Genomic DNA, 24,884 nt, shown 5'->3' with positions numbered 1-24,884 from the left:
TTATGGCGTCTGTCGGACAGGGAGGTGTTGGATACGGCGGAGGCAAGGAAAGTTAAACTTAATAATTAAAGATAGCTGCTCCAACAATGATCAACAAAATGAATAGCACCACGATCAAAGCGAAGGAGCTCCCGAAACCGTTTGAGTAACCAGAGTTTCCACTGTATCCACCAGAATTGTAGAATCCCATAATGTCACCTCCTTTAATGGAGATAGTATAAGGTATGCCAAACGATCATTTTCGACATAGATTTAAGTCTAAAAAAGAAAAAATGAATATTTTGTCTAAAGGTGTAAGAGAGAACGCATTATCAAAACGATTAAAACCGCAGCAATTGTCTTCAGAGTAATTTTTCGAGAAAAAACGCGGTCTGTTTATAGGATTGGAAAAGGGAACTCGGCTTCTAAGAGCTGACTTATTAGTTTGAAACCTCAATATTTATAAATGAAAGGACTACAGGATATTTTACTCGTAGGCAATTATCCTAAAAAATATTGGTGAATTTTTATTCAAGCTGTTGTTTCACTAAGCGTGGGATTACTGCAAGTACTGTCCTAGGATCAAAAGTTTATTGAAGTTTAAATAGAAGCCCGCCTCAACCGGCGGGCTTTCTTCTTAACTCCCCCTATACACCTGATAACCAAACGGCGACAATAAGAGCGGGATATGATAATGTGCATCTGGATCTGCAAGCTGAAAACGGACGGTGACTATGGTTAAAAACGGCTGATCGACCGTATTCACGTTTTTATTCGCAAAATAGTCTCCTGCATGAAATTCCATCACATACTCTCCGGAAACCAGCTCTTCACCAGCCAGCAGAGGGACATTGGCTCTGCCGTCATTGTTAGTGTAAACCTCTTTCATAATACTTTCGCCCAGCCGCTTCAATTCAATTTTTACGTTCGCCGCTGGTTTGCCGCTGGTTAAATCTAAAATATGGGTTGTCAGCTTTCCCATCAGGCTTTCAGGCTCCGACATTTTTCAGCGGCTTTCTGTTTTTCTTTCTCGGCGTCTTCTCTTGTCACGGTAAAATGTTGGAAACCGTATGGCGGGCGCGGTTCGGTATAGACTTTTCCTTTTGAGCCCGGGATTTCTTCGACAACCGCATCCCACGTGTGATTTTGAGATTGGAAGCTGACATTAGTGAGCTGTGGGAACCTCGCTAATATTCTGCAGCCGATATGATAGATTAGGTTTTGGATTGAAGGGGTTTCGAGCTCGTGAAAAACGGTGCTTGCCAAGTCGCGGACTTGTTCAGCCGCGACGTAGCGGGCTGGATCAGAAGCGTATGCGTCATTTTTATTTTCATATTGCCAGCTGATGTTTAAATAGACAAACAGCGGGCGGTTGACGTCTTCGGGGAGAGTCGTATATTCGTCCCGGATGAAGCCGACGAAGGAGTTGCCGCTCACCTTGACGAGCTGAAGATCCATGATTTCGCTGTATTGCTCTGTAATCGTTATGGTATTCCCGCTTCGTTCTGCTTTCAGCACAGAGCGGCTTCGTTCATTACGCGATCTTCTGAAGACGAGGCGGCTTGTGCTGAGCTCTTTCTCCTCGTATGCAGGCATTGCTTCAAACGGAATGTCTTCGCCAGTCAGAGTGATCGTCTCCATATGAGAATAGGTATCTAAAAATCGGTGAGCTACATAGTGTAGGAACCCCTCGGTTGTCGTTCCTTCATAGGATGCGAGATGGCGCTGGACAAAGTTTTTCATTGAATCCGTTGCCACAACGAGAGTATTGTCTCCGTCTGTAAATGATGGCAGGAAGGCTTCTCCGCCAATTTCGCATGTCACATCAACGCCGACAACGGTATTGCTTCTCCCGGCAAAAGATGATTCTGGGATTTGCTTCACTCCAGTGAGCGGTTTTAAAAACGTTCGGTATGCAAATACATTTCCTTTGCCATAAGACATAGTTCTTTTCATTTGCGTCTCTCCTTTTTCAGTGATGATGTCAGCCAGACGAAAGCGGGCGATTCGGTAAATTTCTATAAGGGCCTGCTGGAACTCCGTTTCTCGTTCGCTCTCAAGCCTTGCCAGCAGGGCTTGGTGAATGTCCTGTTTCGTCTTTCCCTTCACCGCTAAAATAAAAGGAAAGCCGAAGCGATCATAATAGTGTTCATTCAGCATGAGAAACTCCTCGTATTCCTGCTGTTCTAATTTGTTGAGCCCCGCGTTCTGCTGCTCTCTTACCGAGTCATCGCTCATTGTTTTCTTTGTTCCGAGCCGGGGATGCTTTTTAATTAAATCAAGCTGTGTCTCGCGATCCGCGGCTTTTACAATGCCAGTCATTTTGCGGTGAAGATCAGAAAGGGACGAAAACGGCCGTAGTGCTGCGGATCTCTCTGCAATCCATGAAGAGTGTTCAAAAATAGAGCGAAGTGTGTCTGTCAGTGTTTGTGTATCCATTTGGTTCAGGTCATCCATTGTGAACATTGGCATCTTCCTTTACGTTTTTATGTCTGTGCCATTCGGCTGTTTGGTTTGAAAAAAAGCGTGCAGTGCAATGGCCGTCAAACTGCCGATCACAATTCCGCTTCCTGCCAAGACAGAGGCCGCGCCCGGAAGAGATGAAAACAACGCGGGAACTGTTGTAGCGCCAAGCCCCAAGCTGACGGAAGAGGCGATAATCAGCAAGTTGCCTTGCGAATCAAGGTCAACGCTGGATAGCATTTTGATCCCGTAAGAAATGACCATGCCGAACATGACGATCATTGCGCCGCCGAGAACTGGGGTGGGGATCACTGTTGTCAGGGCCGCTGCTTTTGGAACCAGCCCGATCGCGACCAGTATGATTCCTGTGATGGCGATGACGTTGACACTTTTCATCTTTGAGAGCTGAACGATGCCGACATTCTGCGAGAAAGCTGTATAGGGAAACGCGTTAAATAAGCCGCCCAGCAAAATCGCAAGGCCTTCTGCCCGGTAGCCCTTTTCCAGATCCTTCTCCGACAGCCTGCGGTTTGTGATATCAGCGAGGGCAAAATAAACGCCTGTCGATTCAACGAGGCTGACAATCGCAACGAGAAGCATCGTGACAACAGCCGGCAGCTCAAAGGTTGGCGGTCCGAAATAAAACAGAGACGGAACATGAAGCCAAGACGCTTCCAAGACCTCAGAAAAATCGACCTTTCCCATCAAATATGCAGCCGCTGTTCCTGCGATAAGACCGAGTAAAATCGCTATGGAGCGGATAAAGCCTTTAAAGAAATAAAATAGCAATAAGATAAAAGATGTGACGCCAAACCCGAGGAGCACGTTGTCGAGTGAGCCGAATTCTTTGCTTCCTTCACCTCCGGCCAGGTTATTCATTGCCGTTGGAATCAGGCTGATGCCGATGATCATGACGACTGATCCGGTTACGACAGGCGGAAAAAAACGGACAAGCTTCCCGAAGAAGCCCGCGGCTAAGACGACAATCAGTCCTGCGGCGATAATGGCACCATATATCGCTGGGACACCGTAAGTGCTGCCGATGGAAATCATCGGGCCGACTGCGGTAAACGTACATCCGAGCACAACGGGAAGGCCGATGCCGAAATATCGGTTTCTCCAGAGCTGCAAAAGAGTTGCCGCCCCGCACATAAACAAATCAATCGCGATTAAATACGTCAGCTGCCCCGCATTCAGCCCGATCGCCGCTCCGACGATCAGCGGAACGAGAATGGCTCCCGCATACATGGCAAGCATGTGCTGAAGCCCCAGCATCATCAGTTGTAAGGCATTGTGCTGTTCCTTCATCTTTTTTACACCTCTTTTTCTAATGCGAGTGTATGTTCTAATGCCGGAAGTTCTGTTTGCTGTGCTGTTAATTCTTTTTTGTCGCGCAAGCTGAAAAATAGATTCAAAAAGATGGCGGTCAGGCTTCCAGTGATGGTGCCGTCACTGACCAGAATTCTAATCGGAGCGGGGAATTCAGCAAAAATCCCGGGTGCCGTGCTGGCGCCGATGCCGAGTGCGATTGAGCATGCGATGGTCAGGAGGTGGTATTGATTTTTGAGATCCGCTGTGCTGAGCATTTTGACGCCGGAGGCAATCACCATGCCGAACATGACGACGGTCGCGCCGCCAAGTACAGCAGCAGGAACGGCAGATGCAAGGGCGGCAATCTTCGGAATCAGTCCGAGACAGACAAGGATACAGCCTGCGGTAACGACGATGTTTCTTGTTTTCACTTTGGTCAGCTGCAATAAGCCGGCGTTTTGCGCAAAGGTATTATAAGGAAAGGCATTGAACAGCCCGCCGATGAGAATGGCGATTCCTTCCGCTCGATAGCCTTTGACGAGATCTTTTTCAGTTAAAGGTCTGCCGCATATCTTTCCGATTGCGTAAAAAACGCCGGTTGATTCCACAATAATGACGATTCCGACGATCAGCATCGTTAAGATCGGACCGATTTCAAACGCGGGGGCTCCGAAGTAAAAAGGCTTCGGGATTTGGAAGAACGGTGCTTCTGTAACAGAAGAAAAGCTGACTTTGCCCATGATCGCTGCTGCCGCTGTTCCCGCGGCGATGCCGATCAGAACGGACAGTGTTCGGGCAAATCCTTTGAGAAAGCGGTTGAGGACTAAGATCAGAACAAGGACACCGACAGAGAGAAGAAGGTTTTCGAGCGAACCGTATTCGGGGTTGGCGCTGCCGTTTATTTTTTCGCCGCCAGCCATATTTTTCACACCTGTCGGAACAAGTGAAAGGCCGATCAAGGTCACAACGGTACCTGTTACGACAGGAGGAAATAACACAGTCAGCTTGCCGAAAAAACGCGCAAACAAAAAGATGAACACACCGGCCGCGATGATGGAACCATAAATCGCGTGAATGCCGTAAGTGCTGCCGATTGCAATCATCGGGGTGACGGCCACAAATGAACTGCCAAGCATGACGGGAAGCCCGATGCCGATGTATGCTCCGCGCAAGGTTTGCAAAAGCGTCGCGACGCCGCATGTTAACAGGTCAATCGCCAATAGGTAGGACAGCTGTTCAGTTGTTACATTCAGCGCCCTGCCGACAAGCAGGGGCACCAAAATCGCACCTGCATACATGGCGAGCACATGCTGCAGGCTAAGCGTAAACACCTTAAACGATCTTTTTTTCACTATAGTCCCTCCCTGTATGTGAACTTTAGTAACATGATATCGTGCCGATCGAGGGGTGTCATTGGATACAGTAGCTGAAAAAGACAGGTGTGATTGCTGAAAGTGACGAAAAATGATTCATTTTGTAAGGAAATGTAACAAACATTAGCTGATCAGCCGCTGCATACGTAAGGCAAGCCGCAAACGCATCGTTGTTTCAGGATCTTTTAAGCTTTTACCCAGAAGCTCTTCGCATTTTTCAAGGCGATATATGACCGTATTGCGATGAACGTACAGACGCTTTGCCGTCTCTGAAATTTGGCAGTGTGTCTCTAAATAGACGGAAAGCGTATGAAGCAGGCTTTGATCCTCCTGCTGTTTTTCAGCGAGGCTCTGAAGCGTGGAGTTGTAAAATTTCTTCAAATCCTCAACCGGGAGCAAGCGCAGAAGCTCAGGCACATCTTTGGCGTGATACACCTGGATAAATGCGGTGCTTCTTGACAAATGCCCCGATTGCAGAGCATCAGAAGCTTCTGTGAAAGCGTCGGGAACATCAATGAGCTTTTGGCATATATTGCTGATGCCAAAGGACACGGTTCGTTTAAATTGAGCGCTGACCTGTGTTTGAAACTGTTCTAAAAAGCTGATCACCGAGGCGTGCATTTCACTCCAGCTGTCTGTCGCCTCGATTAGAATAATGCCGACATTTCCTTTCATAAAGAAGTGAGGCGGAAACGGGAAGGCTGATAATTCACCTTCAAGAAATTCGAATACGCTGTCGGAAGCGAGCTGATTTTCTGTAAAGCTGATTGATTCGTCATTGCGATCGAGTTTGCCGGCAATGCACATGTATTTTTGATCCCAGCGCAACTTGAATTCTTTCGCCCGGTTTTTGATTTCGTCATCTGAAGAAAAGGACCGCTCAATAAAATTGTTGAAAAACTCATTGCGGGCCCGCCGGCTGAACTGTTTCAGCGCATTTTCCTTCAGCAGTTCAAAGGAAATGACGTTGGCCGCTTGTTCAATCGTGAGGATCAATCCTTTGTCGCCTGCCTGCACCATGTCCGGTATCAGCAGGTAGCCGCAGTTTTTTTCGTGATTATAAATAGGCAGGACAGAATATGTTTTCTGATCTGAGATTGTAGAGAAACAAGTGAAAAATGGCCCGGATACGGTATTCAGGGTGCCTTTCAGCTTTTCGGTCTCAACTGAAATCTGATGAGACGCAGACAGCATTTTGGCATGCTGGTCAAGCAGCAGCACGGGAAGCTGAAGGAGGTCTGACACCTTTTTGAGGAGAGATTGCAGCCCCTTGCCGCTCATAATGTGGTTTGTGAATTTTTTGTGCGCGTAAATGGCTTGCTGCAGCTCGTTAGAACGCATATCGAGAATATGGCTGAGTGTGGCATTCACAATATCGCCGAGTCGGATGTGTTCCGGAAGCTCAATGATCGGAAACGCATATGAATCGGCCAGTTCGATGATTTCCTTCGGGATATCTTCCAGATAGCGCTTTGTTTTAATGCCGAGGCCCGCGCAGCCGCGTTTTGCCATTTGCCGAATCAGTTCAGATAATTGATGCGGGTGATCCTTCAGGTGATAGGCGGTGGTGACGAGCAATTCATTCTTATGCAAAAAGTCTGCGATATCCGGAGCGTCCATCATATTGACATGCTGAACCTCTCTTTCCCCTCCTGCTTTTCCAGCGATTAAATTGGCGTTTTCAAAAGCCGGTATTTTCATCACATCAAGAATATTCATAGCGCATTCTCCTTTTCTATAAAAACATTGGTTAAGGTGAATAATTTTCAATAGGAATTCTAGCGGTTTTGCTGATGTAATACGATCATAGTAGCAGTAAACTGTTGAAAATAGAACTGGTTGTGTTACATAAACTGACATGAAAAATCGTCATCCTGACATGGGGGGATCAATATGGCTTACGATATGGTGATAAAAGGTGCGAAGGCAGTTACGCCAGATGGCGTTATAGAAGCTGAGATTGCAGTTCAAAACGGTGTCATTGCCGAGATAGGTTCTGACATTGAAGCAAGCGGGACGGAAATCATCCAGGCAGACGGGAAGTACGTGTTTCCTGGTGTGATAGACTGCCATGTTCATTTTAATGAACCGGGCAGGGAGGATTGGGAGGGGGTTGAAACAGGTTCTCAAATGATGGCCGCAGGCGGCTGCACTACCTATTTTGATATGCCGCTCAACTGTATTCCATCAACCGTGACGGCAGAGCATCTTCTCGCAAAAGCTGAGCTAGGCAGGCAAAAATCTGCCGTGGATTTTGCGCTATGGGGCGGCCTTGTGCCAGGCCATATCGATGACATCCGTCCGATGGCTGAAGCGGGAGCGATCGGGTTTAAAGCGTTTTTATCAAAGTCAGGCACTGATGAGTTCCGCTCTGTTGATGAACGGACATTGCTCAAAGGCATGGCAGAAATCGCGGCTGCAGGAAAAATCCTCGCTCTCCACGCGGAAAGTGACGCGATCACAAGCTACTTGCAGATGGTTTTGGCCAATAAAGGAAAGGTGGACGCGGATGCGTACGCCGCCTCCCGCCCGGAGGAAGCAGAAGTTGAAGCGGTGTATCGCACGATTCAGTATGCGAAGGTGACAGGCTGTCCGGTTCATTTTGTCCATATCAGCACGGCGAAAGCGGTCCGGCTGATCAGAGAGGCGAAACAGGAAGGTCTTAATGTTTCGGTTGAAACATGTCCGCATTATGTCTTGTTCAGCCATGACGATTTACGGCAAAGGGGCTCTGTCGCAAAATGCGCGCCTCCGCTCCGGTCACGGCAATCAAAAGAGACGCTTATCGAGACGCTCATTGCCGGGGACATTGACATGGTTTCCTCAGACCATTCCCCCTGCCGTCCATCCTTGAAGCGGGAGGATAACATGTTTTTATCATGGGGCGGAATCAGCGGCGGGCAGTTCACTTTATTAGGAATGCTGGAACTGGCGCTTGAGCATCAGATTCCGTTTGAAACCATCGCAGAATGGACAGCGGCGGCCCCTGCAAAACGATTCGGCCTTCAGAAAAAAGGGCGGCTTGAGGCGGGGTGTGATGCAGATTTCGTGCTCGTCAGCATGGAGCCGTACACTGTTACAAGAGAATCGATGTTTGCAAAGCATAAAAAAAGCATTTACGAAGGACATACATTTCCCTGCAGCATTTGGGCCACTTACAGCAAGGGCCGGTGCGTGTACAATGATGGGGAAAAAGTCACTGAAATTGACGGAGCTCTGGTCGTTCCTTCGTAAGCCCGGCGGATTTTACCGCCGGGTTTTTTGATTTCCTCCGTTCTAGTTTTTAAAATCTCATCAACGTGGTATCTTTTTTTAAAGGAGGCGGAGGCAATGGAGCATGTCAAATACATACTTAAGCAATCTTGGTCGCGCCATTCGAGCTCTAAATGGACGGAAGAATGCCCGTCATGCGGCCAATGCGGCGTGACGGCATTGGTGATTCAAGACCATTTCGGCGGCACGATTTTCAAAACAAAAGTCGGTGAGAGCTGGCATTTTTACAACAGCATCAAGGGTGTGATGTACGATTTTACGAGTGAGCAGTTTCAGGCGCCTATTGATTATCAGCATATTCCTTCCTCAAGAGAAGAGGCGTTTTTAGATACGAATGAGGAACAATATCAGCATCTTCGTTCTGCATTTTCCCGCCATATGAACAGCATTTCCGAGGAAACCTGAAAACACGTGTGATAAACTGGAAGAGAGGTGAATGAGTGTGATTTATATCGGACTGACGGGGTGGGGGGATCATGACAGCATCTATCCGCCGAAAACGGCCAGCCAGAAAAAATTGCAGGCCTATTCCTCCCATTTTCCGATCGTGGAATTAGACGCGAGCTTTTACGCGATTCAGCCGGCGCGCAATAATGAAAAGTGGGTGAAGGAAACGCCCGAAACCTTCCAATTTATCGTGAAAGCATATCAGGGTATGACAGGGCATCAGCGCGGCGAAATTCCCTTTGACTCAAAAGAGGAGATGTTTGATGCGTTTAAGGTGTCTTTAACGCCATATTTACATAGCAATAAGCTCGCCATGGTGCTGTTTCAATTTCCGCCGTGGTTTGACTGCAAGAAGGAGAATGTCGCCTATTTGAGATGGTGCAAGCACCAAATGGGAGATATCCCTTGTGCGCTTGAATTCAGAAACCGTTCCTGGTTCTCGCCGCCATTTTATGAGCAGACGCTTTCATTTATGAAAGCGGAAGGCTGGATTCACAGTGTCTGTGATGAACCGCAAATCGGAGAAGGCAGCGTTCCGACCGTGTTGCGCGCGACCGATGAAAACAAAACGCTCGTCAGGTTTCACGGACGCAACAAGCAGGGCTGGATGAAGCCTGATGGCGGGAAAAACTGGCGGGAGGTCAGGTACTTATACCGCTACAACCAACAGGAGCTGGAGGATTGGAAAAAGCACCTGAATGAATTGCAGCAGCAATGTAAGGATGTTTTTGTCCTGTTCAACAATAATTCCGGCGGTGACGCTGCGGATAATGGCAAGCAGATGCTTGAACTGCTTGATATCGAGTACAGCGGACTTGCTCCGAGACAGCTCGATTTATTTTAGAAAAGAGGTTTTTATTGATGTCGTTTGTGATTTTGGTCGTACTGGGATTAATCGCAGGTACGGTAGGAAGTCTGATCGGGCTTGGCGGCGGAATTGTCATTGTGCCATCTCTGATGTTTTTAAGCACAGTGACGCAGCTGTTTCAGGATGTGACGCCGCAGGTTGCGATTGGAACTTCGCTTTTGGTCATTATTTTTACGGGCCTTTCTTCAACTTTGGCTTATATTAAATATAAAACAGTTGATTATAAGAGCGGGCTCATTTTCTTTATCGGTTCAGGTCCCGGCAGCATGATCGGGGCTTACGTGTCAAAGCTGTTCAATTCAAACTCGTTTTCCGTTTGGTTTGGCATTTTTATGATTCTGATTTCATTATCCTTAATGCTGAAAGCGAAAGCCCGGCCAATCAACAAAGCGCACAAAGGAATTATCCGGACATTTCAGGATGATGTCGGTGAGCCTTATACGTACTCATATCAGGCCCCTGTCGGTATTGCCATTGCCTTTGTTGTCGGTTTTTTAGGCGGACTTTTCGGTATAGGCGGCGGATCACTGATGGTTCCGGCGATGATGCTGTTATTTCTGTTTCCGCCGAAGGTTGCGGTGGCAACGTCCATGTTTATTATTTTCCTGTCTTCTATGACAGGGTCTGTTTCACATATGATTTCCGGGCACGTCAATTGGCTGTATGCCCTCGCGCTTGTGCCCGGCGCTTGGTTCGGCGGAAAGCTTGGCGCCGCCATCAACAGAAAAATGCAGACGAAAACGATCGTTATGATCATGCGGATCGTATTGATTTTGATCGGCTGCCAGCTCATTTATGAAGGCATTTTCAGCTGAACGATTAGGGAGAGATATTATGAAGGAGAAGCTCCGCTTATATCATACAAATGATTTGCACAGCCATTTTGAAAATTGGCCGAAAATTGTAGATTATATCGAGCAGAAAAGAAAAGAGCATCAGTCAGACGGCGAAGAGACGCTCGTTTTTGATATTGGCGATCATCTTGATCGTTTTCAATTCGTGACAGAGGCGACATTCGGAAAAGCGAATGTCGATCTCTTAAACCGCCTTCACATTGATGGAGCGGCGATCGGCAATAACGAAGGGATTACGCTTCCGCATGAAGAGCTTGCTGCCTTATATGATCATGCTGAATTTCCTGTCATCGTCTCTAACCTGTTTGATAAAAATGGAAACCGTCCGTCCTGGGCGGTGCCTTACCATATCAAATCATTGAAAAACGGTATGTCCATTGCTTTCTTAGGTGTAACTGTGCCGTATTATCCTGTATATGACAAGCTGGGATGGACAGTAACGGATGCTTTTGAAAGCATAAAGGAAACCATTCGGGAAGTGAAAGGGCAGGCTGATATTATCGTTCTGCTGTCACATTTAGGCATTCTTGATGATCAGGCAGTGGCTGAAGCGGTGCCTGAGATTGATGTAATCCTCGAATCACATACCCATCATTTGCTTGAAGATGGACAAGTGGTTAATGGGGTACTGCTGGCCAGCGCCGAGAAATACGGGCATTATGTCGGCTGTGTAGAAATCACGGTGGATAGCGTACAGCGAAGCATCATCAGCAAAACGGCTTCTGTGCAGAACATGGCGGAATGGACAGGAGAATCCGCAGAAACAAAAGCGTTTCTCAATGAAAAAGAACGTGAAGCCGAGGAGAAGCTGTCCGATGCCGTTGCAGAGCTTGCACAAGATGCTGAGGTGAAGTGGTTTGAAGAATCAGAGCTGCCTTTGCTTTTGGCATACGCCTTAAAGGAATGGTGCGAGACGGACATCAGTATGGTCAATTCAGGTGTCATTCTCGGTCCGCTTAAAGCAGGTCCTGTGACAAAGCTGGATCTGCACCGAATCTGTCCGCATCCGATCAACCCGGTGGCTGTCCGCCTGACGGGAGAAGAACTGAAGGAAACCATTGTCCATGCCGCTTCCGAACAAATGGAGCAGCTCCGGATCAAAGGACTCGGCTTCCGCGGAGAAGTGATGGGGAAAATGGTGTATGCCGGCGTTGAGGTAGAAACGAAACGGCTCGATGACGGGATCACCCACGTCACCCGGATCACACTGAACGGGGAAGATATTGAAAAACATAAACAATACTCCGTTGCGGTGCTTGATATGTTTACGCTCGGCAAACTGTTTCCGTTGATTCGCGACGCTGCAGAAAAAGAATATTTTATGCCGGAATTTTTGCGGGATCTGCTTGCTTGGAAGCTTGCACAATAAGGCAGTCAGCCCACAACAAGCTGTGCCCTTCATCATAAAGTGATGAATGAAGGGAGTGGTTGACGTGGTAAACCTGACACCGATCATGATAGAAGGACAGCCTTTTACAGCTGTGACAGTAAAGCTTCCCAAAACGAATTTTATGGCCGTCGCCAATGATCACGGATACATTATGTGCGGCGCGCTTGATGTGGCGCTGCTGAATGAAAAATTAAAGGAGCGCGGCATTGTGGCGGGACGCGCAGTTGGTGTCCGCACCATTGACCAGCTGTTAGACGCACCTTTAGAATCCGTCACGTACGCCGCGGAAGATCTTGGCATCAAAGTCGGCATGAGCGGCAGAGAAGCGCTTTTAAAAATGGTGAAATAAAATAAATTGGCCCCGGCTATTACTATGTCCCCTCTTACAAGCATACATTGTGATATGTAAGGGGGGATTTTCTTGCCAAGATATCGCGGCCCTTTTCGCAAGAGAGGACCTTTGCCTTTCCGTTACGTGATGCTCCTGTCAGTTGTCTTTTTTATCCTGTCAACAACGGTCAGCCTTTGGATGATCAATGGCTCGATCAAACCTGTTTTAATGGACATCGGCGAGATGGAAACGAAGCGTATAGCGACAGAGGTGATCCAGGATTCGATTGAGGACTATATGTCTGACAGTGAAAATATGAAAGATATGTTTCAAATGAATTCTGATGAAAACGGAAACTTAACGACAATCGATTTTAATACACAGGTTGTAAACAGTGTGAAAACAAAAGTGACAAAGCAGCTTCAAGCTCATTTGAAAGAGATGGAAACCCATACCGGACACAGCGGCGCCAGTGAAAACATTATGATCAACATTCCGCTGGGACAGGTAACCGGCAACAGCCTTCTTGGAAACCTCGGGCCGAAAATCCCGGTCCGGTTCAATTTAATCGGTGACGCTTTTACAGATGTCAAAACCAAAATCAAGCCGTATGGCATAAATAACGCACTTATTGATATCAGCATCTTTGTCGAAATTAAAGTGAAGGTCATCATTCCATTTGCCAGCAAAACCGCTGTCGTCACAAATAATGTTCCTGTATCGATTAAAGCAGTGCAGGGCGAAGTGCCGCAGTTTTATAATGGAAGCGGCGGCTCGGGTGTCACGCCTTCTGTCCAGCTCCCGAGCAGCAAAGAAGAAGACGGTGCTGATTCAAAAAAAGAAAAAAGCAGCAAATAAGCCGCCTGTCGAAGAGGCGGCTTTTTGTTACTTCTTTTTTTGGTATTCATATCGCTCCCACGCCCTCAAATGCGGGTATGGATCAAATGACCATTCGGTTCTTCCGTTATCTTTGTACATGCCATAGTGCAGATGCGGCGGGAACTTCCCGGCGGTTCCCGGCGGGCCGTATCCGGAGCTGCCGACTGATCCGATCACTTGGCCAGGCTCAACGATTTGTCCTGTTTTAATCCCTTTGGCAAACCCATTGAGATGGGCAAAATAATGATACGTATTGTTAATGTCCCTGATGCCGATTCTCCATCCTCCGAAGCGGTTCCAGCCCTTCATTTCAACTACGCCGTAACATGTGGATTTGACAGGAAGGCCGTAATGGGCAAAGATATCCGTACCTTCATGAATCCGCCTTCCACCGAAGCCGCGGGCATCTCCCCACGTGCTTCGGTAGCTGTAATCGGTTCTGATCGGAAGCGGGAATGCATGCTCGCCCAGATCAATATGGCCGTAGGCTTTAAACAGCTTCATGAATTCAGATATAATCCCCACTGTCTGATCACGCCGGTAATAATTCCAAAGCCCGATCCGGATGTTGTCTTCATCTGTGCCATACGACAGTAAGTATTGGCTGAACGTATACAAGATATCTTCATCGTTGCTGACCTCGGCTTTCCCGTCTCCATCGCCATCCATTCCGATTCCGTCAAACACTTTAATGCTTAACGGCGCATCATCTTTCGGATTCGGGTTTTCAGGCCCGCTCCAGATGTCATCGGGTATATAGATGCTGATGATTCCCGCCTTGTCAGGCAGATCTTTCCGGTTGCTCCGCACGTTTTCTTCGTATTGATCAACAGCGGCGAGCGCATACCAAGGGATCTGCGTCACAGCTTCGATTTTATGATATAATTCCATCCGTTTCGACAGTACTGGATCTGAAAGCTTTTTTCCAGACGCAGAAGGCTCAAATGCAAACAAAAGGAGAAGAAGAGCGGATAACAAAACTTTCACAAAATAATCTCCTTTCATATTGAATACACATAGTTTGCGGCAACCCGGCTTAAAAATGTCAGTAATCATCTTCCCTTGTCGAGAAATTTTTCCTATGTTAAAGTGTCTAAAGAAAAGACTTTCTTTAGTTAGAAAAACATTATTTTTGTTGCAGAACTAAAACCTGCACCTTTCTCGTTTTCAGAATGTTTCGTGTCAGAAATTGAGTATATTGGATATTGGAGATGATGGGAATTGGCAAAGAAAGACGAACACCTCAGAAAGCCCGAATGGCTTAAAATTAAATTAAATACAAATGAAAACTATACAGGGCTCAAAAAACTCATGCGGGAAAACAACCTTCATACCGTATGCGAAGAAGCAAAATGTCCGAATATTCATGAATGCTGGGCTGTCAGACGTACAGCGACATTTATGATTTTAGGTTCTGTTTGTACAAGAGCATGCCGTTTCTGTGCTGTCAAAACAGGCCTTCCAACTGAGCTTGACCTGCAAGAGCCGGAACGCGTAGCGGATTCAGTCGCGCTTATGAATCTGAAGCACGCGGTTATTACGGCTGTTGCGCGTGACGATCAGAAAGATGGAGGGGCAGGCATTTTCGCGGAAACTGTCCGTGCGATCCGCAGAAAAAGCCCGTTCACAACAATTGAGGTGCTGCCGTCTGATATGGGCGGAAACTACGATAACCTAAAAACCTTAATGGATACACGCCCAGACATCCTGAATCACAATATCGAAACGGTTCGCCGCCTGACGCCAAGAGTCCGTGCGCGTGCGACATACGACCGTTCATTGGAATTTTTGCGCCGTGCGAAGGAAATGCAGCCTGACATTCCGACAAAATCAAGTATCATGATCGGGCTCGGCGAAACAAAAGAAGAGATTATTGAAGTAATGGACGACCTCTTGGCGAACAACGTGGATATTATGGCAATCGGCCAATATCTGCAGCCGACGAAGAAACACTTGAAAGTCCAAAAATACTACCATCCTGATGAATTTGCAGAATTAAAAGAAATCGCGATGCAAAAAGGCTTCAGCCATTGTGAAGCCGGTCCGCTTGTCCGTTCCTCTTACCATGCGGATGAACAAGTAAACGAAGCATCTAAAAAGCGTCAAGCACAAGCATAATGCCAAAACGCCAGATCATCTGGCGTTTTTGTCATTCCTATCGATTTTCATGTCCTGACGCGTTTCTCCATTGGCATTTTCATTCTCTGAGACAGGGCTTCCTTGCGGGGAGGTTTTCATTTCTTGAATCGTCCCCGACATGATCTCTCTGATATCCCTTGAACCAGAGCCGAGATTGCTGTAATTTTCGACAGACTGCATATGGTTTGGATTATCGGAAATATACACGTGATAGTATCGCGGTATCACGGAAGCCGCTGTTTTTTTCACCTGATCGGCGGTCAGCTCCCGGTTTTTAGAATCGGTTTTGTATACGACAAGCGCTTCTCGGTCAGTCACCAATGTCGCAGCATCTTGAATATGGGGGAGCTGAACCGTTAAACTTGATATCATGTGAGCGGTTTCTTCCCGGTTCATCACCGGCGTTTTCTGCTGGTCTCCGTCAAATTGTTCTTTTTGATAGCGGACATAGCCAAATTGTTCGTTCTCATTATGCCTGTTAAAAGCCTCGTTGCGGTCCGACACATGAATGGGTTTGGTTTGATTCTGCGTCTGATTCCGGACATTTTGGGCATTATCCAATCCTGCGCCTCCGCACCCGGATAAAAGTCCAGTCAGCAGGCAGAGGCTGACAGCGGTTCGTTTCATTTATCAATCCCTCCTCATGTGTAGGGTAGCCAAATCGCATGATTTATTCTTTAGCAATTGATGGGGACGGGGCAATGAATTATGATAGGAATGAGTGAAAAAGAGGTGAGATCATGATTCTTATTCAAAATGCCGAATTTGAATTGGTGCACAATTTCAAAGACGGCTTCAACGAAGAGGCTTTTAAAGCCCGCTACTCCGATATATTAAATAAATACGATTATATTGTGGGAGACTGGGGATACGGTCAGTTAAGGCTCAAGGGCTTCTTTGACGACCAGAATCAAAAGGCAACCTTCGAAACGAAAATCAGCACATTAGATGAATATATTTACGAATACTGCAATTTCGGCTGTGCGTATTTTGTCTTGAAACGGATCAGAAAATAAATATACACAAAGGGGATGCTGTCATGTATTTTGTTGACAGAAGCAAAATCGAGAAAACACTAGGGTTCTTCGAGCACCAGCTGGCGCTATTTGACTCACAAACAGACTGGCAGTCTGAAATCGGGGAATTGGCACTTCAGCGTATAGGCCATCTGTTAATCGAATGCATTTTGGATACAGGCAATGACATGATTGACGGCTTTATTATGCGGGACCCGGGCAGCTATGACGACATTATGGATATACTTGTTGATGAGAAAGTTGTCACGGAAAAAGAGGGTGATGAGCTCAAGAAATTGATCGCCTACCGCAAAACGTTGGTTCAACAGTATCTGCTCGCTGACAGCGGCGAGCTTTACAGGCTGATCAAGGCGCATCAAACAGCTCTTCAGGACTTCCCGAAACGGATCAGAAGCTATTTGGAAACAGAGCTAGGACCTGTTTCCGCGTTTAAATAACAACTGGAAAGCCACAGGAGTGTTGGATATGAAAACATATAAAGGGTATTTAATTGATTTAGACGGAACGATGTACAATGGCACGGAAAAAATCGAGGAAGCGTGTGAATTTGTCAGAACGCTGAAAGATCGCGGCGTTCCTTATCTTTTCGTGACAAACAACTCTTCGCGCACACCGAAGCAGGTAGCGGACAAGCTCGTGTCTTTTGATATTCCGGCAACAGAAGAGCAGGTCTTCACGACCAGCATGGCAACTGCCCAGCACATTGCACAGCAGAAAAAAGACGCGTCTGTGTATGTGATTGGGGAGGAAGGAATCCGCCAGGCGATTGAAGAAAACGGCCTGACATTTGGCGGAGAAAACGCGGACTTTGTCGTTGTTGGCATCGACCGTTCCATTACATACGAAAAATTTGCTGTCGGCTGCCTGGCAATCAGAAATGGCGCCCGCTTTATTTCCACTAACGGAGATATTGCGATTCCGACTGAAAGAGGGCTTCTGCCGGGAAACGGCTCACTGACATCGGTGTTAACCGTATCTACAGGTGTACAGCCTGTATTTATCGGCAAGCCGGAATCAATTATTATGGAGCAGGCGATGCGCGTTCTCGGCACAGATGTGTCTGAAACACTCATGGTCGGCGACAACTACGCCACTGATATTATGGCCGGCATTAACGCGGGTATGGATACGCTGCTCGTTCACACAGGCGTAACGAAAAGAGAACATATGACAGACGATATGGAAAAACCGACTCACGCCATTGACTCTCTGACTGAATGGATTCCATACATTTGAAAAAAGGGCGCCCTTAAAGGGTGCCCTTATTCTGTATGCCGCGCGCGGTGTGCGAGTCTGCTTGAAGCCGCGGCGGAAATCGCTCCGACGATGTCATCTAAAAAAGTATGGCATTCACCGGTTGATTTATCATTCAATCGTTTAAGGATTCCGGGTTTTTCTTTGTCGATGTAACCGTAGTTCGTAAACCCGATCGATCCGTAAATGTTCACAATGGAAAATGCCAGAACTTCATCTACTCCATATAGGCTTTCATCTATTTCCAGCATCGTTTGCAGCGGTTCAGACAGTTTTTTCTGCTCAGCAAGAACATCCAATTCAATGCCCGTTAAAATCGCGTTTTGCACCTCGCGTTTTGCGAGAACACGATTGACGTTCAGCGTGCATTCATCAATGGTTAAATCCGGATGATATTTTTTCTGCAGAAAAAAGACAAGCTCGGCAATGTCTGATACCTCAACGCCGCGCTCCTTCATCCGTGCTCTTGCTTTAGCTTCCATCTGACTGAATTGTTCGTTTTCTGACATCAGCTTCACCCAATCTTTTTTACTAGTTTATACAAAATGCTTGAGAAGTTTACGACTTTTTCTTGCGCCTTCTTCGGATTAAAATATGTATTCATAATTCCGGCTGTGTATGACTACGATGTGATGAGCCCTAATTCAACAGGCAGGTGATCATGGTGAAAGGTACAATAAAAGAAAAATACGGCATTCACATCAGGCAGCTTTCCATGTACCAGCACACATATCAATGCTTTCAGACGCCTAATTCATACTTTCTGATTGTCCCCGTTTCCCAATTCTCAGAAACAGAGCTGGCGGAGCTTTATTACATGAGTCAGTATTTACAAGAACAAAGTGACCCATACGTTTCGGTTTTTATCTTTACAAAAGAAGGTGAACTGACATTTGAACATGAGGGAAAAACGTACGCTCTGCTGAAGGCGGCTCCCCCTTATTCAAACAGGGCGTTCTCCATTGGAGCGGAGCTTGCGGAATTTCACCGAAAAGGCCGAGGATATCCGTATGAGGTGAAGGCAGCCGGAAGAATCGGCCAGTGGAAGGATCTGTGGGGAAAACGAATTGATCAGCTGGAAGCATTTTGGCAGAGAAAGGTTCAGACCCCTCCGCATGAGCCATTCGATAAAAAAATGATCGAATCATTTCCATATTATTTAGGACTGTCAGAAAACGCGATACAATATTTAGTGGACACTGAGCTGGATGACAAGCCCCAAGCCGCTGATTCAGGAACGATATGCCATCAGCGGATGGAAAGGCATACATGGTCACCGGAATCATTGATCAGGATTCCGGCGGATTGGGTGTTTGACCACGCTTCCCGTGATTTGGCTGAATATATGAGGCATACGTATTTGCATCACAGACAAGATTTTAATCAGCAGGGCTTTCTCTTTTTACAGGAATACGAGCAAGTCACACCGCTGTCTTCATTTTCGAAACGCCTTTTATACAGCCGCCTGCTTTTCCCGCTTCATTATTTTGAAATCGTGGAAAGCTATTACATGTCATCAGAATCAGAAAAGCATTATTTTGAAGAACAGCTTGACTTCATTCTTAATGACTGTGGGCGTTATGAACAATTTCTCAATACAGCGCAGGAATTCATGAATATGCGGGCGCAGAAGCTGTTTGTTCCACGCGTCAGCTGGCTCGGCAAAGGCAGCTCAGGGTGAGGAGAAAATCTGACAAAAATAATTAGAAAATAAAGAATCTTGTCATATCAATGCGTTAAGCGTTTACATTCACAAAATTCAGCCTAGTGCTGTCTTGTCAAAACAGGAGCGGGCTTATATAATGTTTGTAACTTATATGTCTGTGTTGAGTTAACAATTGTCTTTTTCAAGAGGACAATCAAAAGAAAGGTGGAGTTTTTTTGAAAGCGATTCGTGTAGGGCTTTTAGGTTTAGGTACCGTCGGAAGCGGTGTCGTTAAAATTATTCAAGACCATCAGGATAAGCTTATGCATCAGGTCGGCTGTCCGGTTACGATAAAAAAAGTGCTTGTAAAAGATATAGAGAAAAAGAGAGAAGTAGATTTGCCGAAGGAAGTGCTCACGACAGAAGTGTATGATGTCATTGATGATCCAGATGTTGATGTCGTCATCGAGGTGATCGGCGGCGTTGAACAGACAAAACAATATTTGGTCGACGCGCTGAGATCGAAAAAGCATGTTGTCACAGCAAACAAGGACTTAATGGCTGTGTACGGCTCCGAGCTGCTTGCCGAAGCGAAGGAAAATGGATGCGATATCTACTTTGAAGCCAGTGTTGCCGGCGGGATTCCGATTCTGCGCACGTTAGAGGAAGGCCTCTCATCAGATCGAATTACAAAAATGATGGGAATTGTGAACGGCACTACAAACTTTATCTTAACAAAAATGATCAAAGAGAAAAGCCCATACGAGGAAGTGCTCAAGGAAGCGCAGGATCTCGGTTTTGCCGAAGCTGATCCGACTTCTGACGTGGAAGGGCTTGACGCCGCACGGAAAATGGCGATATTGGCGCGCCTCGGCTTCTCGATGAACGTGGATCTGGAAGACGTCAAAGTAAAGGGGATCTCCCAAATTACAGACGAGGACATCAGCTTCAGCAAACGCCTCGGCTATACAATGAAGCTGATTGGGATTGCTCAGCGTGACGGCAGCAAAATCGAGGTCAGCGTACAGCCGACACTGCTTCCTGACCACCATCCGCTTTCTGCTGTTCATAATGAGTTTAACGCTGTTTATGTATACGGCGAGGCTGTCGGTGAGACGATGTTTTACGGGCCGGGAGCCGGAAGCATGCCGACAGCGACATCCGTTGTTTCTGACCTCGTCGCTGTCATGAAAAATATGCGCCTCGGTGTAACCGGCAACAGCTTTGTCGGGCCGCAATATGAGAAAAACATGAAATCGCCGTCTGACATTTATGCACAGCAGTTTTTAAGAATTCATGTAAAAGATGAGGTTGGTTCATTCTCGAAAATTACATCTGTGTTCTCAGAGCGGGGCGTGAGCTTTGAAAAAATCCTTCAGCTGCCAATTAAAGGCCATGATGAGTTAGCTGAAATCGTAATTGTCACACATCATACATCAGAAGCTGATTTCAGTGATATTCTGCAAAACCTAAATGATTTGGAAGTCGTTCAAGAAGTCAAAAGCACATATCGTGTAGAAGGGAACGGTTGGAGCTAATGTGGAAAGGACTTATCCATCAATATAAAGAATTTTTACCTGTAACAGATCAAACACCGGCGCTAACTTTACATGAAGGAAACACACCTCTTATTCACCTGCCGAAGCTGTCTGAGCAGCTCGGAATTGAGCTTCATGTCAAAACGGAAGGCGTCAATCCTACGGGATCATTTAAAGATCGCGGAATGGTTATGGCTGTGGCAAAGGCAAAAGAAGAAGGCAATGACACGATTATGTGCGCGTCAACAGGTAACACTTCCGCTGCTGCGGCAGCATATGCAGCCCGTGCTAACATGAAATGCATTGTCATCATCCCGAACGGAAAAATTGCATTTGGAAAACTCGCTCAAGCTGTCATGTACGGAGCCGAGATTATCGCAATTGACGGAAACTTTGACGATGCGCTTAAAATTGTCCGTTCCATCTGTGAGAAATCACCGATTGCCCTTGTCAACTCAGTCAACCCTTACCGCATTGAAGGCCAAAAAACTGCTGCCTTCGAAGTGTGCGAACAGCTGGGGGAAGCGCCTGATGTTTTAGCGATCCCGGTCGGAAACGCGGGAAACATCACTGCGTACTGGAAGGGCTTCAAGGAATATCATGAGAAAAACGGCACAGGCCTTCCGAAAATGCGCGGCTTTGAAGCTGAGGGTGCGGCGGCAATCGTGCGCAATGAAGTGATTGAAAATCCTGAAACAATAGCGACAGCCATTCGTATCGGAAACCCGGCAAGCTGGGACAAAGCTGTAAAGGCAGCCGAGGAATCCAATGGGAAAATTGACGAAGTCACTGATGATGAAATCCTTCACGCATATCAGTTGATCGCCCGAGTAGAAGGCGTGTTTGCAGAACCAGGTTCTTGCGCATCTATCGCAGGAGTGCTGAAACAGGTGAAATCCGGAGAAATTCCGAAAGGCAGCAAGGTCGTAGCTGTGTTAACAGGAAACGGACTGAAAGATCCGAACACAGCGGTCGACATTTCAGAAATCAAGCCTGTCACATTGCCGACTGATGAAGACAGCATCCTTGAATATGTAAAAGGAGCGGCCCGTGTATGAACGAAGCCGACATGCTGTTCTCTGTCACTGTTCCCGGAAGCACAGCTAACCTAGGCCCCGGCTTTGATTCAGTCGGAATGGCGCTCAGCAGATATTTGAAGCTGACCGTCTTTGAAAGCGACAAATGGTCTTTTGAGGCTGAAACAGAAACAGTCGCCGGAATTCCGGCGGGTACAGATAACCTGATCTATCAAGTGGCTAAACGGACCGCAGATTTGTACGGAAAAGAAATGCCTCCTGTTCATGTGAAGGTGTGGAGCGACATCCCGCTTGCACGCGGCCTTGGCAGCAGCGCCGCGGCGATTGTAGCGGCCATTGAACTGGCTGATGAATTATGCGGCTTAAAGCTGTCTAAAACGGACAAGCTGCATTTAGCGAGTCTAGAAGAAGGACACCCGGACAATGCTGGCGCTTCTCTCGTCGGCGGACTTGTGATCGGCCTGCATGAGGATGACGAGACCCAAATGATCCGCGTCCCGAATGCTGACATTGACGTAGTCGTTGTCATTCCTTTTTATGAAGTGCTGACAAGAGACGCGAGAGACGTGCTTCCGAAGGAGTTTCCATATGCCGATGCCGTAAAAGCAAGTGCTGTCAGCAATATCCTCATTGCTGCGATCATGTCCAAGGATTGGCCGCTCGTCGGGAAAATCATGAAGAAGGATATGTTCCATCAGCCGTACCGGGCGATGCTTGTGCCTGAGCTGTCAAAAGTAGAGCACGTTGCCGAGATGAAGGGCGCATATGGAACGGCTCTCAGCGGAGCAGGCCCGACGATTCTCGTCATGACCGAAAAAGGAAAGGGAGAAGAGCTAAAAGAACAGCTCGCGCTTCATTTCCCTCATTGTGAAGTAGACGCTTTGACCGTTCCGAAAGAGGGAAGTATAATAGAGCGAAATCCTTTATATCAAGTAAAAAGTGTATAGATCATGCCAAGCGTTCCTCAGCGTAAGCGGAGGGCGCTTTTTTTGCTGGAGATAAAGGAGTTTTTATTTAGAAAAACGAAATACATGTAAAAAGGAGGAGATGAATATGAAAAAGCTGATAACCGCAGACGACATCACAGCGATTGTCTCTGTGACCGATCCTCAATACGCCCCAGACGGCACCCGTGCCGCATATGTAAAATCACAAGTGAATCAAGAGAAAGATTCGTATACATCAAATATATGGATCTATGAAACGAAAACGGGCGGGTCTGTTCCTTGGACACATGGAGAAAAGCGAAGCACCGACCCAAGATGGTCTCCGGACGGGCGCACGCTTGCCTTTATTTCTGATCGAGAAGGCGATGCGGCACAGCTGTATATGATGAGCGCTGAAGGCGGAGAAGCGAGAAAACTGACTGATATCCCGTATGGCGTGTCAAAGCCAATATGGTCCCCGGATGGCGAATCGATTCTGGTCACTGTCAGTTTGGGAGAGGGAGAAAGCATTGATGACCGAGAAAAAACGGAGCAGGACAGCTATGAACCTGTTGAAGTGCAAAGCCTCTCCTACAAACGGGACGGCAAAGGGCTGACGAGAGGTGCGTATGCCCAGCTTGTGCTTGTCAGCGTAAAGTCGGGTGAGATGAAGGAGCTGACAAGTCACAAAGCTGATCATGGTGATCCTGCTTTTTCTCCTGACGGCAAATGGCTTGTTTTCTCAGCTAATTTAACTGAAACAGATGATGCCAGCAAGCCGCATGATGTTTACATGATGTCACTGGAGTCTGGAGATCTTAAGCAGGTTACACCTCATCGCGGCTCATTCGGATCAAGCTCATTTTCACCAGACGGAAGGTATCTTGCTTTGCTTGGAAATGAAAAGGAATATCAGAATGCAACGCTCTCAAAGGCGTGGCTCTATGATATCGAACAAGGCCGCCTTACATGTCTGACTGAGATGCTGGACGTTCATTTAGCGGATGCGCTGATTGGAGATTCATTGATCGGTGGTGCTGAACAGCGCCCGATTTGGACAAAGGACAGCCAAGGGTTTTATGTCATCGGCACAGATCAAGGCAGTACGGGCATCTATTATATTTCGATTGAAGGCCTTGTGTATCCGATTCGTCTGGAAAAAGAGTACATCAATAGCTTTTCTCTTTCACCTGATGAACAGCACTTTATTGCCAGTGTGACAAAGCCGGACAGACCGAGTGAGCTTTACAGTATCCCGCTTGGACAGGAAGAGAAACAGCTGACTGGCGCGAATGACAAGTTTGTCAGTGAGCATACGATATCAATACCTGAAGAGATTCAATATGCTACAGAAGACGGCGTGACGGTGAACGGCTGGCTGATGAAGCCTGCACAAATGGAAGGTGAGACAACATATCCACTTATTCTCAACATACACGGCGGTCCGCATATGATGTACGGACATACATATTTTCATGAGTTTCAGGTGCTGGCGGCGAAAGGATACGCGGTCGTTTATATCAATCCGAGAGGAAGCCACGGCTACGGGCAGGAATTTGTGAATGCGGTCAGAGGAGATTATGGAGGAAAGGATTATGACGATGTGATGCAAGCTGTGGATGAGGCTATCAAGCGAGATCCGCATATTGATCCTAAGCGGCTCGGTGTCACGGGCGGAAGCTACGGAGGTTTTATGACCAACTGGATCGTCGGGCAGACGAACCGCTTTAAAGCTGCCGTCACCCAGCGCTCGATATCAAATTGGATCAGCTTTCACGGCGTCAGTGATATCGGCTATTTCTTTACAGACTGGCAGCTTGAGCATGACATGTTTGAGGACACAGAAAAGCTCTGGGACCGGTCTCCTTTAAAATACGCAGCAAACGTGGAGACACCGCTTTTGATTCTGCATGGCGAGCGGGATGACCGATGCCCGATCGAGCAGGCGGAGCAGCTGTTTATCGCTCTGAAAAAAATGGGCAAGGAAACCAAGCTTGTCCGTTTTCCGAATGCATCGCACAATTTGTCACGCACTGGACACCCAAGACAGCGGATCAAGCGCCTGAATTATATCAGCTCATGGTTTGATCAACATCTCTAATAAAAAAGCCAGGCTGATCAAATATCAGCCTGGCTGCTT

General features: G+C 47.1%; 25 protein-coding genes. 16 read left to right on the top strand and 9 right to left on the bottom strand.

Translation table 11 applies throughout. The features are described from left to right. Positions 1 to 58: 58 nt before the first annotated feature. The 6 genes from yuzJ to pucR form a co-directional block, all read right to left on the bottom strand. Positions 59 to 190 (bottom strand): YhzE/YjcZ family sporulation protein YuzJ, encoded by a 132-nt coding sequence (gene yuzJ / locus NYE56_RS16380; RefSeq protein WP_009968115.1) that lies wholly within the window; start codon positions 188 to 190, stop codon positions 59 to 61. Between the two features lie 426 nt (positions 191 to 616). After that, positions 617 to 961 (bottom strand): hydroxyisourate hydrolase, encoded by a 345-nt coding sequence (gene uraH, locus NYE56_RS16375; RefSeq protein WP_003228653.1) that lies wholly within the window; start codon positions 959 to 961, stop codon positions 617 to 619. After that, positions 961 to 2,445 carry a factor-independent urate hydroxylase gene (gene pucL, locus NYE56_RS16370; protein WP_341284117.1) on the bottom strand — a complete coding sequence of 495 codons (1,485 nt, stop codon included), beginning with the start codon at positions 2,443 to 2,445 and terminating at the stop codon, positions 961 to 963. Before pucL ends, uraH begins: the two co-directional genes overlap by 1 nt. Positions 2,446 to 2,457: 12 nt before the next feature. Beyond that, positions 2,458 to 3,750 carry a uric acid permease PucK gene (gene pucK / locus NYE56_RS16365; protein WP_341284116.1) on the bottom strand — a complete coding sequence of 431 codons (1,293 nt, stop codon included), beginning with the start codon at positions 3,748 to 3,750 and terminating at the stop codon, positions 2,458 to 2,460. Between the two features lie 5 nt (positions 3,751 to 3,755). Beyond that, positions 3,756 to 5,105, bottom strand: coding sequence for a uric acid permease PucJ (pucJ, locus tag NYE56_RS16360; RefSeq protein ID WP_326208231.1), 1,350 nt, complete (start codon positions 5,103 to 5,105; stop codon positions 3,756 to 3,758). 144 nt (positions 5,106 to 5,249) lie between these two features. Continuing rightward, positions 5,250 to 6,845 (bottom strand): purine catabolism transcriptional regulator PucR, encoded by a 1,596-nt coding sequence (gene pucR, locus NYE56_RS16355; RefSeq protein WP_133954430.1) that lies wholly within the window; start codon positions 6,843 to 6,845, stop codon positions 5,250 to 5,252. Positions 6,846 to 7,019: 174 nt separating this feature from the next. On the opposite strand from pucR, the gene NYE56_RS16350 reads away from it, so the two are divergent. The 7 genes from NYE56_RS16350 (at position 7,020) to yunB (ending at position 13,147) form a co-directional block, all read left to right on the top strand. Continuing rightward, a complete protein-coding gene (locus NYE56_RS16350) occupies positions 7,020 to 8,360 on the top strand; it encodes an allantoinase (protein ID WP_341284115.1) in 1,341 nt (446 codons plus the stop codon). 96 nt (positions 8,361 to 8,456) lie between these two features. Continuing rightward, positions 8,457 to 8,804, top strand: a complete 348-nt coding sequence (locus tag NYE56_RS16345; protein WP_341284114.1) for a YunG family protein — start codon at positions 8,457 to 8,459, stop codon at positions 8,802 to 8,804. Positions 8,805 to 8,841: 37 nt separating this feature from the next. Continuing rightward, the gene (locus NYE56_RS16340) at positions 8,842 to 9,690 is read left to right on the top strand and encodes a DUF72 domain-containing protein (protein WP_003243895.1); all 849 of its coding nucleotides are present in this window, start codon (positions 8,842 to 8,844) and stop codon (positions 9,688 to 9,690) included. 17 nt (positions 9,691 to 9,707) lie between these two features. Continuing rightward, positions 9,708 to 10,529 carry a sulfite exporter TauE/SafE family protein gene (locus NYE56_RS16335; protein WP_163259898.1) on the top strand — a complete coding sequence of 274 codons (822 nt, stop codon included), beginning with the start codon at positions 9,708 to 9,710 and terminating at the stop codon, positions 10,527 to 10,529. A gap of 19 nt (positions 10,530 to 10,548) precedes the next feature. Then, positions 10,549 to 11,937: a bifunctional metallophosphatase/5'-nucleotidase gene (locus tag NYE56_RS16330; RefSeq protein ID WP_341284113.1), complete on the top strand. Its 1,389-nt coding sequence runs from the start codon at positions 10,549 to 10,551 to the stop codon at positions 11,935 to 11,937. 64 nt (positions 11,938 to 12,001) lie between these two features. Next, positions 12,002 to 12,307 carry a YunC family protein gene (locus NYE56_RS16325; RefSeq protein ID WP_019712942.1) on the top strand — a complete coding sequence of 102 codons (306 nt, stop codon included), beginning with the start codon at positions 12,002 to 12,004 and terminating at the stop codon, positions 12,305 to 12,307. Positions 12,308 to 12,379: 72 nt separating this feature from the next. Next, entirely contained in the window at positions 12,380 to 13,147 is a 768-nt protein-coding gene (gene yunB, locus NYE56_RS16320; RefSeq protein ID WP_015483652.1) for a sporulation protein YunB, read from the top strand. 27 nt (positions 13,148 to 13,174) lie between these two features. Here yunB and lytH read toward each other — a convergent pair whose 3' ends face one another. Next, positions 13,175 to 14,155, bottom strand: coding sequence for an L-Ala--D-Glu endopeptidase (gene lytH, locus NYE56_RS16315; protein ID WP_015714649.1), 981 nt, complete (start codon positions 14,153 to 14,155; stop codon positions 13,175 to 13,177). Between the two features lie 234 nt (positions 14,156 to 14,389). Between lytH and lipA the strand changes: the two genes are divergently transcribed. Beyond that, entirely contained in the window at positions 14,390 to 15,286 is an 897-nt protein-coding gene (gene lipA / locus NYE56_RS16310; protein WP_003222888.1) for a lipoyl synthase, read from the top strand. Between the two features lie 15 nt (positions 15,287 to 15,301). Here lipA and NYE56_RS16305 read toward each other — a convergent pair whose 3' ends face one another. After that, a complete protein-coding gene (locus tag NYE56_RS16305) occupies positions 15,302 to 15,934 on the bottom strand; it encodes a YhcN/YlaJ family sporulation lipoprotein (protein WP_021480537.1) in 633 nt (210 codons plus the stop codon). 113 nt (positions 15,935 to 16,047) lie between these two features. Between NYE56_RS16305 and NYE56_RS16300 the strand changes: the two genes are divergently transcribed. From NYE56_RS16300 to nucF, 3 genes are read left to right on the top strand one after another with little or no spacing between them, the layout of a single operon-like run. Further along, positions 16,048 to 16,323: a YutD family protein gene (locus NYE56_RS16300; protein ID WP_003228682.1), complete on the top strand. Its 276-nt coding sequence runs from the start codon at positions 16,048 to 16,050 to the stop codon at positions 16,321 to 16,323. A gap of 23 nt (positions 16,324 to 16,346) precedes the next feature. Then, complete coding sequence (locus NYE56_RS16295; protein WP_003228684.1) at positions 16,347 to 16,781, top strand: DUF86 domain-containing protein; 435 nt, start codon at positions 16,347 to 16,349, stop codon at positions 16,779 to 16,781. 28 nt (positions 16,782 to 16,809) lie between these two features. Continuing rightward, a complete protein-coding gene (gene nucF / locus NYE56_RS16290) occupies positions 16,810 to 17,580 on the top strand; it encodes a 5' nucleotidase NucF (RefSeq protein ID WP_003243196.1) in 771 nt (256 codons plus the stop codon). A gap of 26 nt (positions 17,581 to 17,606) precedes the next feature. On the opposite strand, the gene NYE56_RS16285 is transcribed toward nucF, so the two are convergent. After that, complete coding sequence (locus NYE56_RS16285; protein WP_003243814.1) at positions 17,607 to 18,107, bottom strand: phosphatidylglycerophosphatase A family protein; 501 nt, start codon at positions 18,105 to 18,107, stop codon at positions 17,607 to 17,609. Positions 18,108 to 18,259: 152 nt separating this feature from the next. Between NYE56_RS16285 and cotNH the strand changes: the two genes are divergently transcribed. The 5 genes from cotNH (at position 18,260) to NYE56_RS16260 (ending at position 24,845) form a co-directional block, all read left to right on the top strand. Further along, the gene (gene cotNH / locus NYE56_RS16280; RefSeq protein ID WP_217020248.1) at positions 18,260 to 19,279 is read left to right on the top strand and encodes a spore coat-associated protein CotNH; all 1,020 of its coding nucleotides are present in this window, start codon (positions 18,260 to 18,262) and stop codon (positions 19,277 to 19,279) included. A gap of 200 nt (positions 19,280 to 19,479) precedes the next feature. Beyond that, on the top strand, positions 19,480 to 20,781 hold the full coding sequence (locus NYE56_RS16275) for a homoserine dehydrogenase (protein WP_014477878.1): 1,302 nt from the start codon (positions 19,480 to 19,482) through the stop codon (positions 20,779 to 20,781). Then, positions 20,781 to 21,839 (top strand): threonine synthase, encoded by a 1,059-nt coding sequence (gene thrC / locus NYE56_RS16270; protein WP_003228697.1) that lies wholly within the window; start codon positions 20,781 to 20,783, stop codon positions 21,837 to 21,839. Before NYE56_RS16275 ends, thrC begins: the two co-directional genes overlap by 1 nt. After that, on the top strand, positions 21,836 to 22,765 hold the full coding sequence (gene thrB, locus NYE56_RS16265; RefSeq protein ID WP_341284112.1) for a homoserine kinase: 930 nt from the start codon (positions 21,836 to 21,838) through the stop codon (positions 22,763 to 22,765). Before thrC ends, thrB begins: the two co-directional genes overlap by 4 nt. 106 nt (positions 22,766 to 22,871) lie before the next feature. Further along, entirely contained in the window at positions 22,872 to 24,845 is a 1,974-nt protein-coding gene (locus NYE56_RS16260) for a S9 family peptidase (RefSeq protein WP_341284111.1), read from the top strand. Positions 24,846 to 24,884 lie beyond the last annotated feature (39 nt).

Source organism: Bacillus sp. FSL R5-0603, assembly GCF_038050295.1.
Classification (GTDB): domain Bacteria; phylum Bacillota; class Bacilli; order Bacillales; family Bacillaceae; genus Bacillus; species Bacillus subtilis.
The sequence above is the reverse complement of the archived record's forward strand: the minus strand, read 5'-3'. Positions and strand labels throughout refer to the sequence as shown.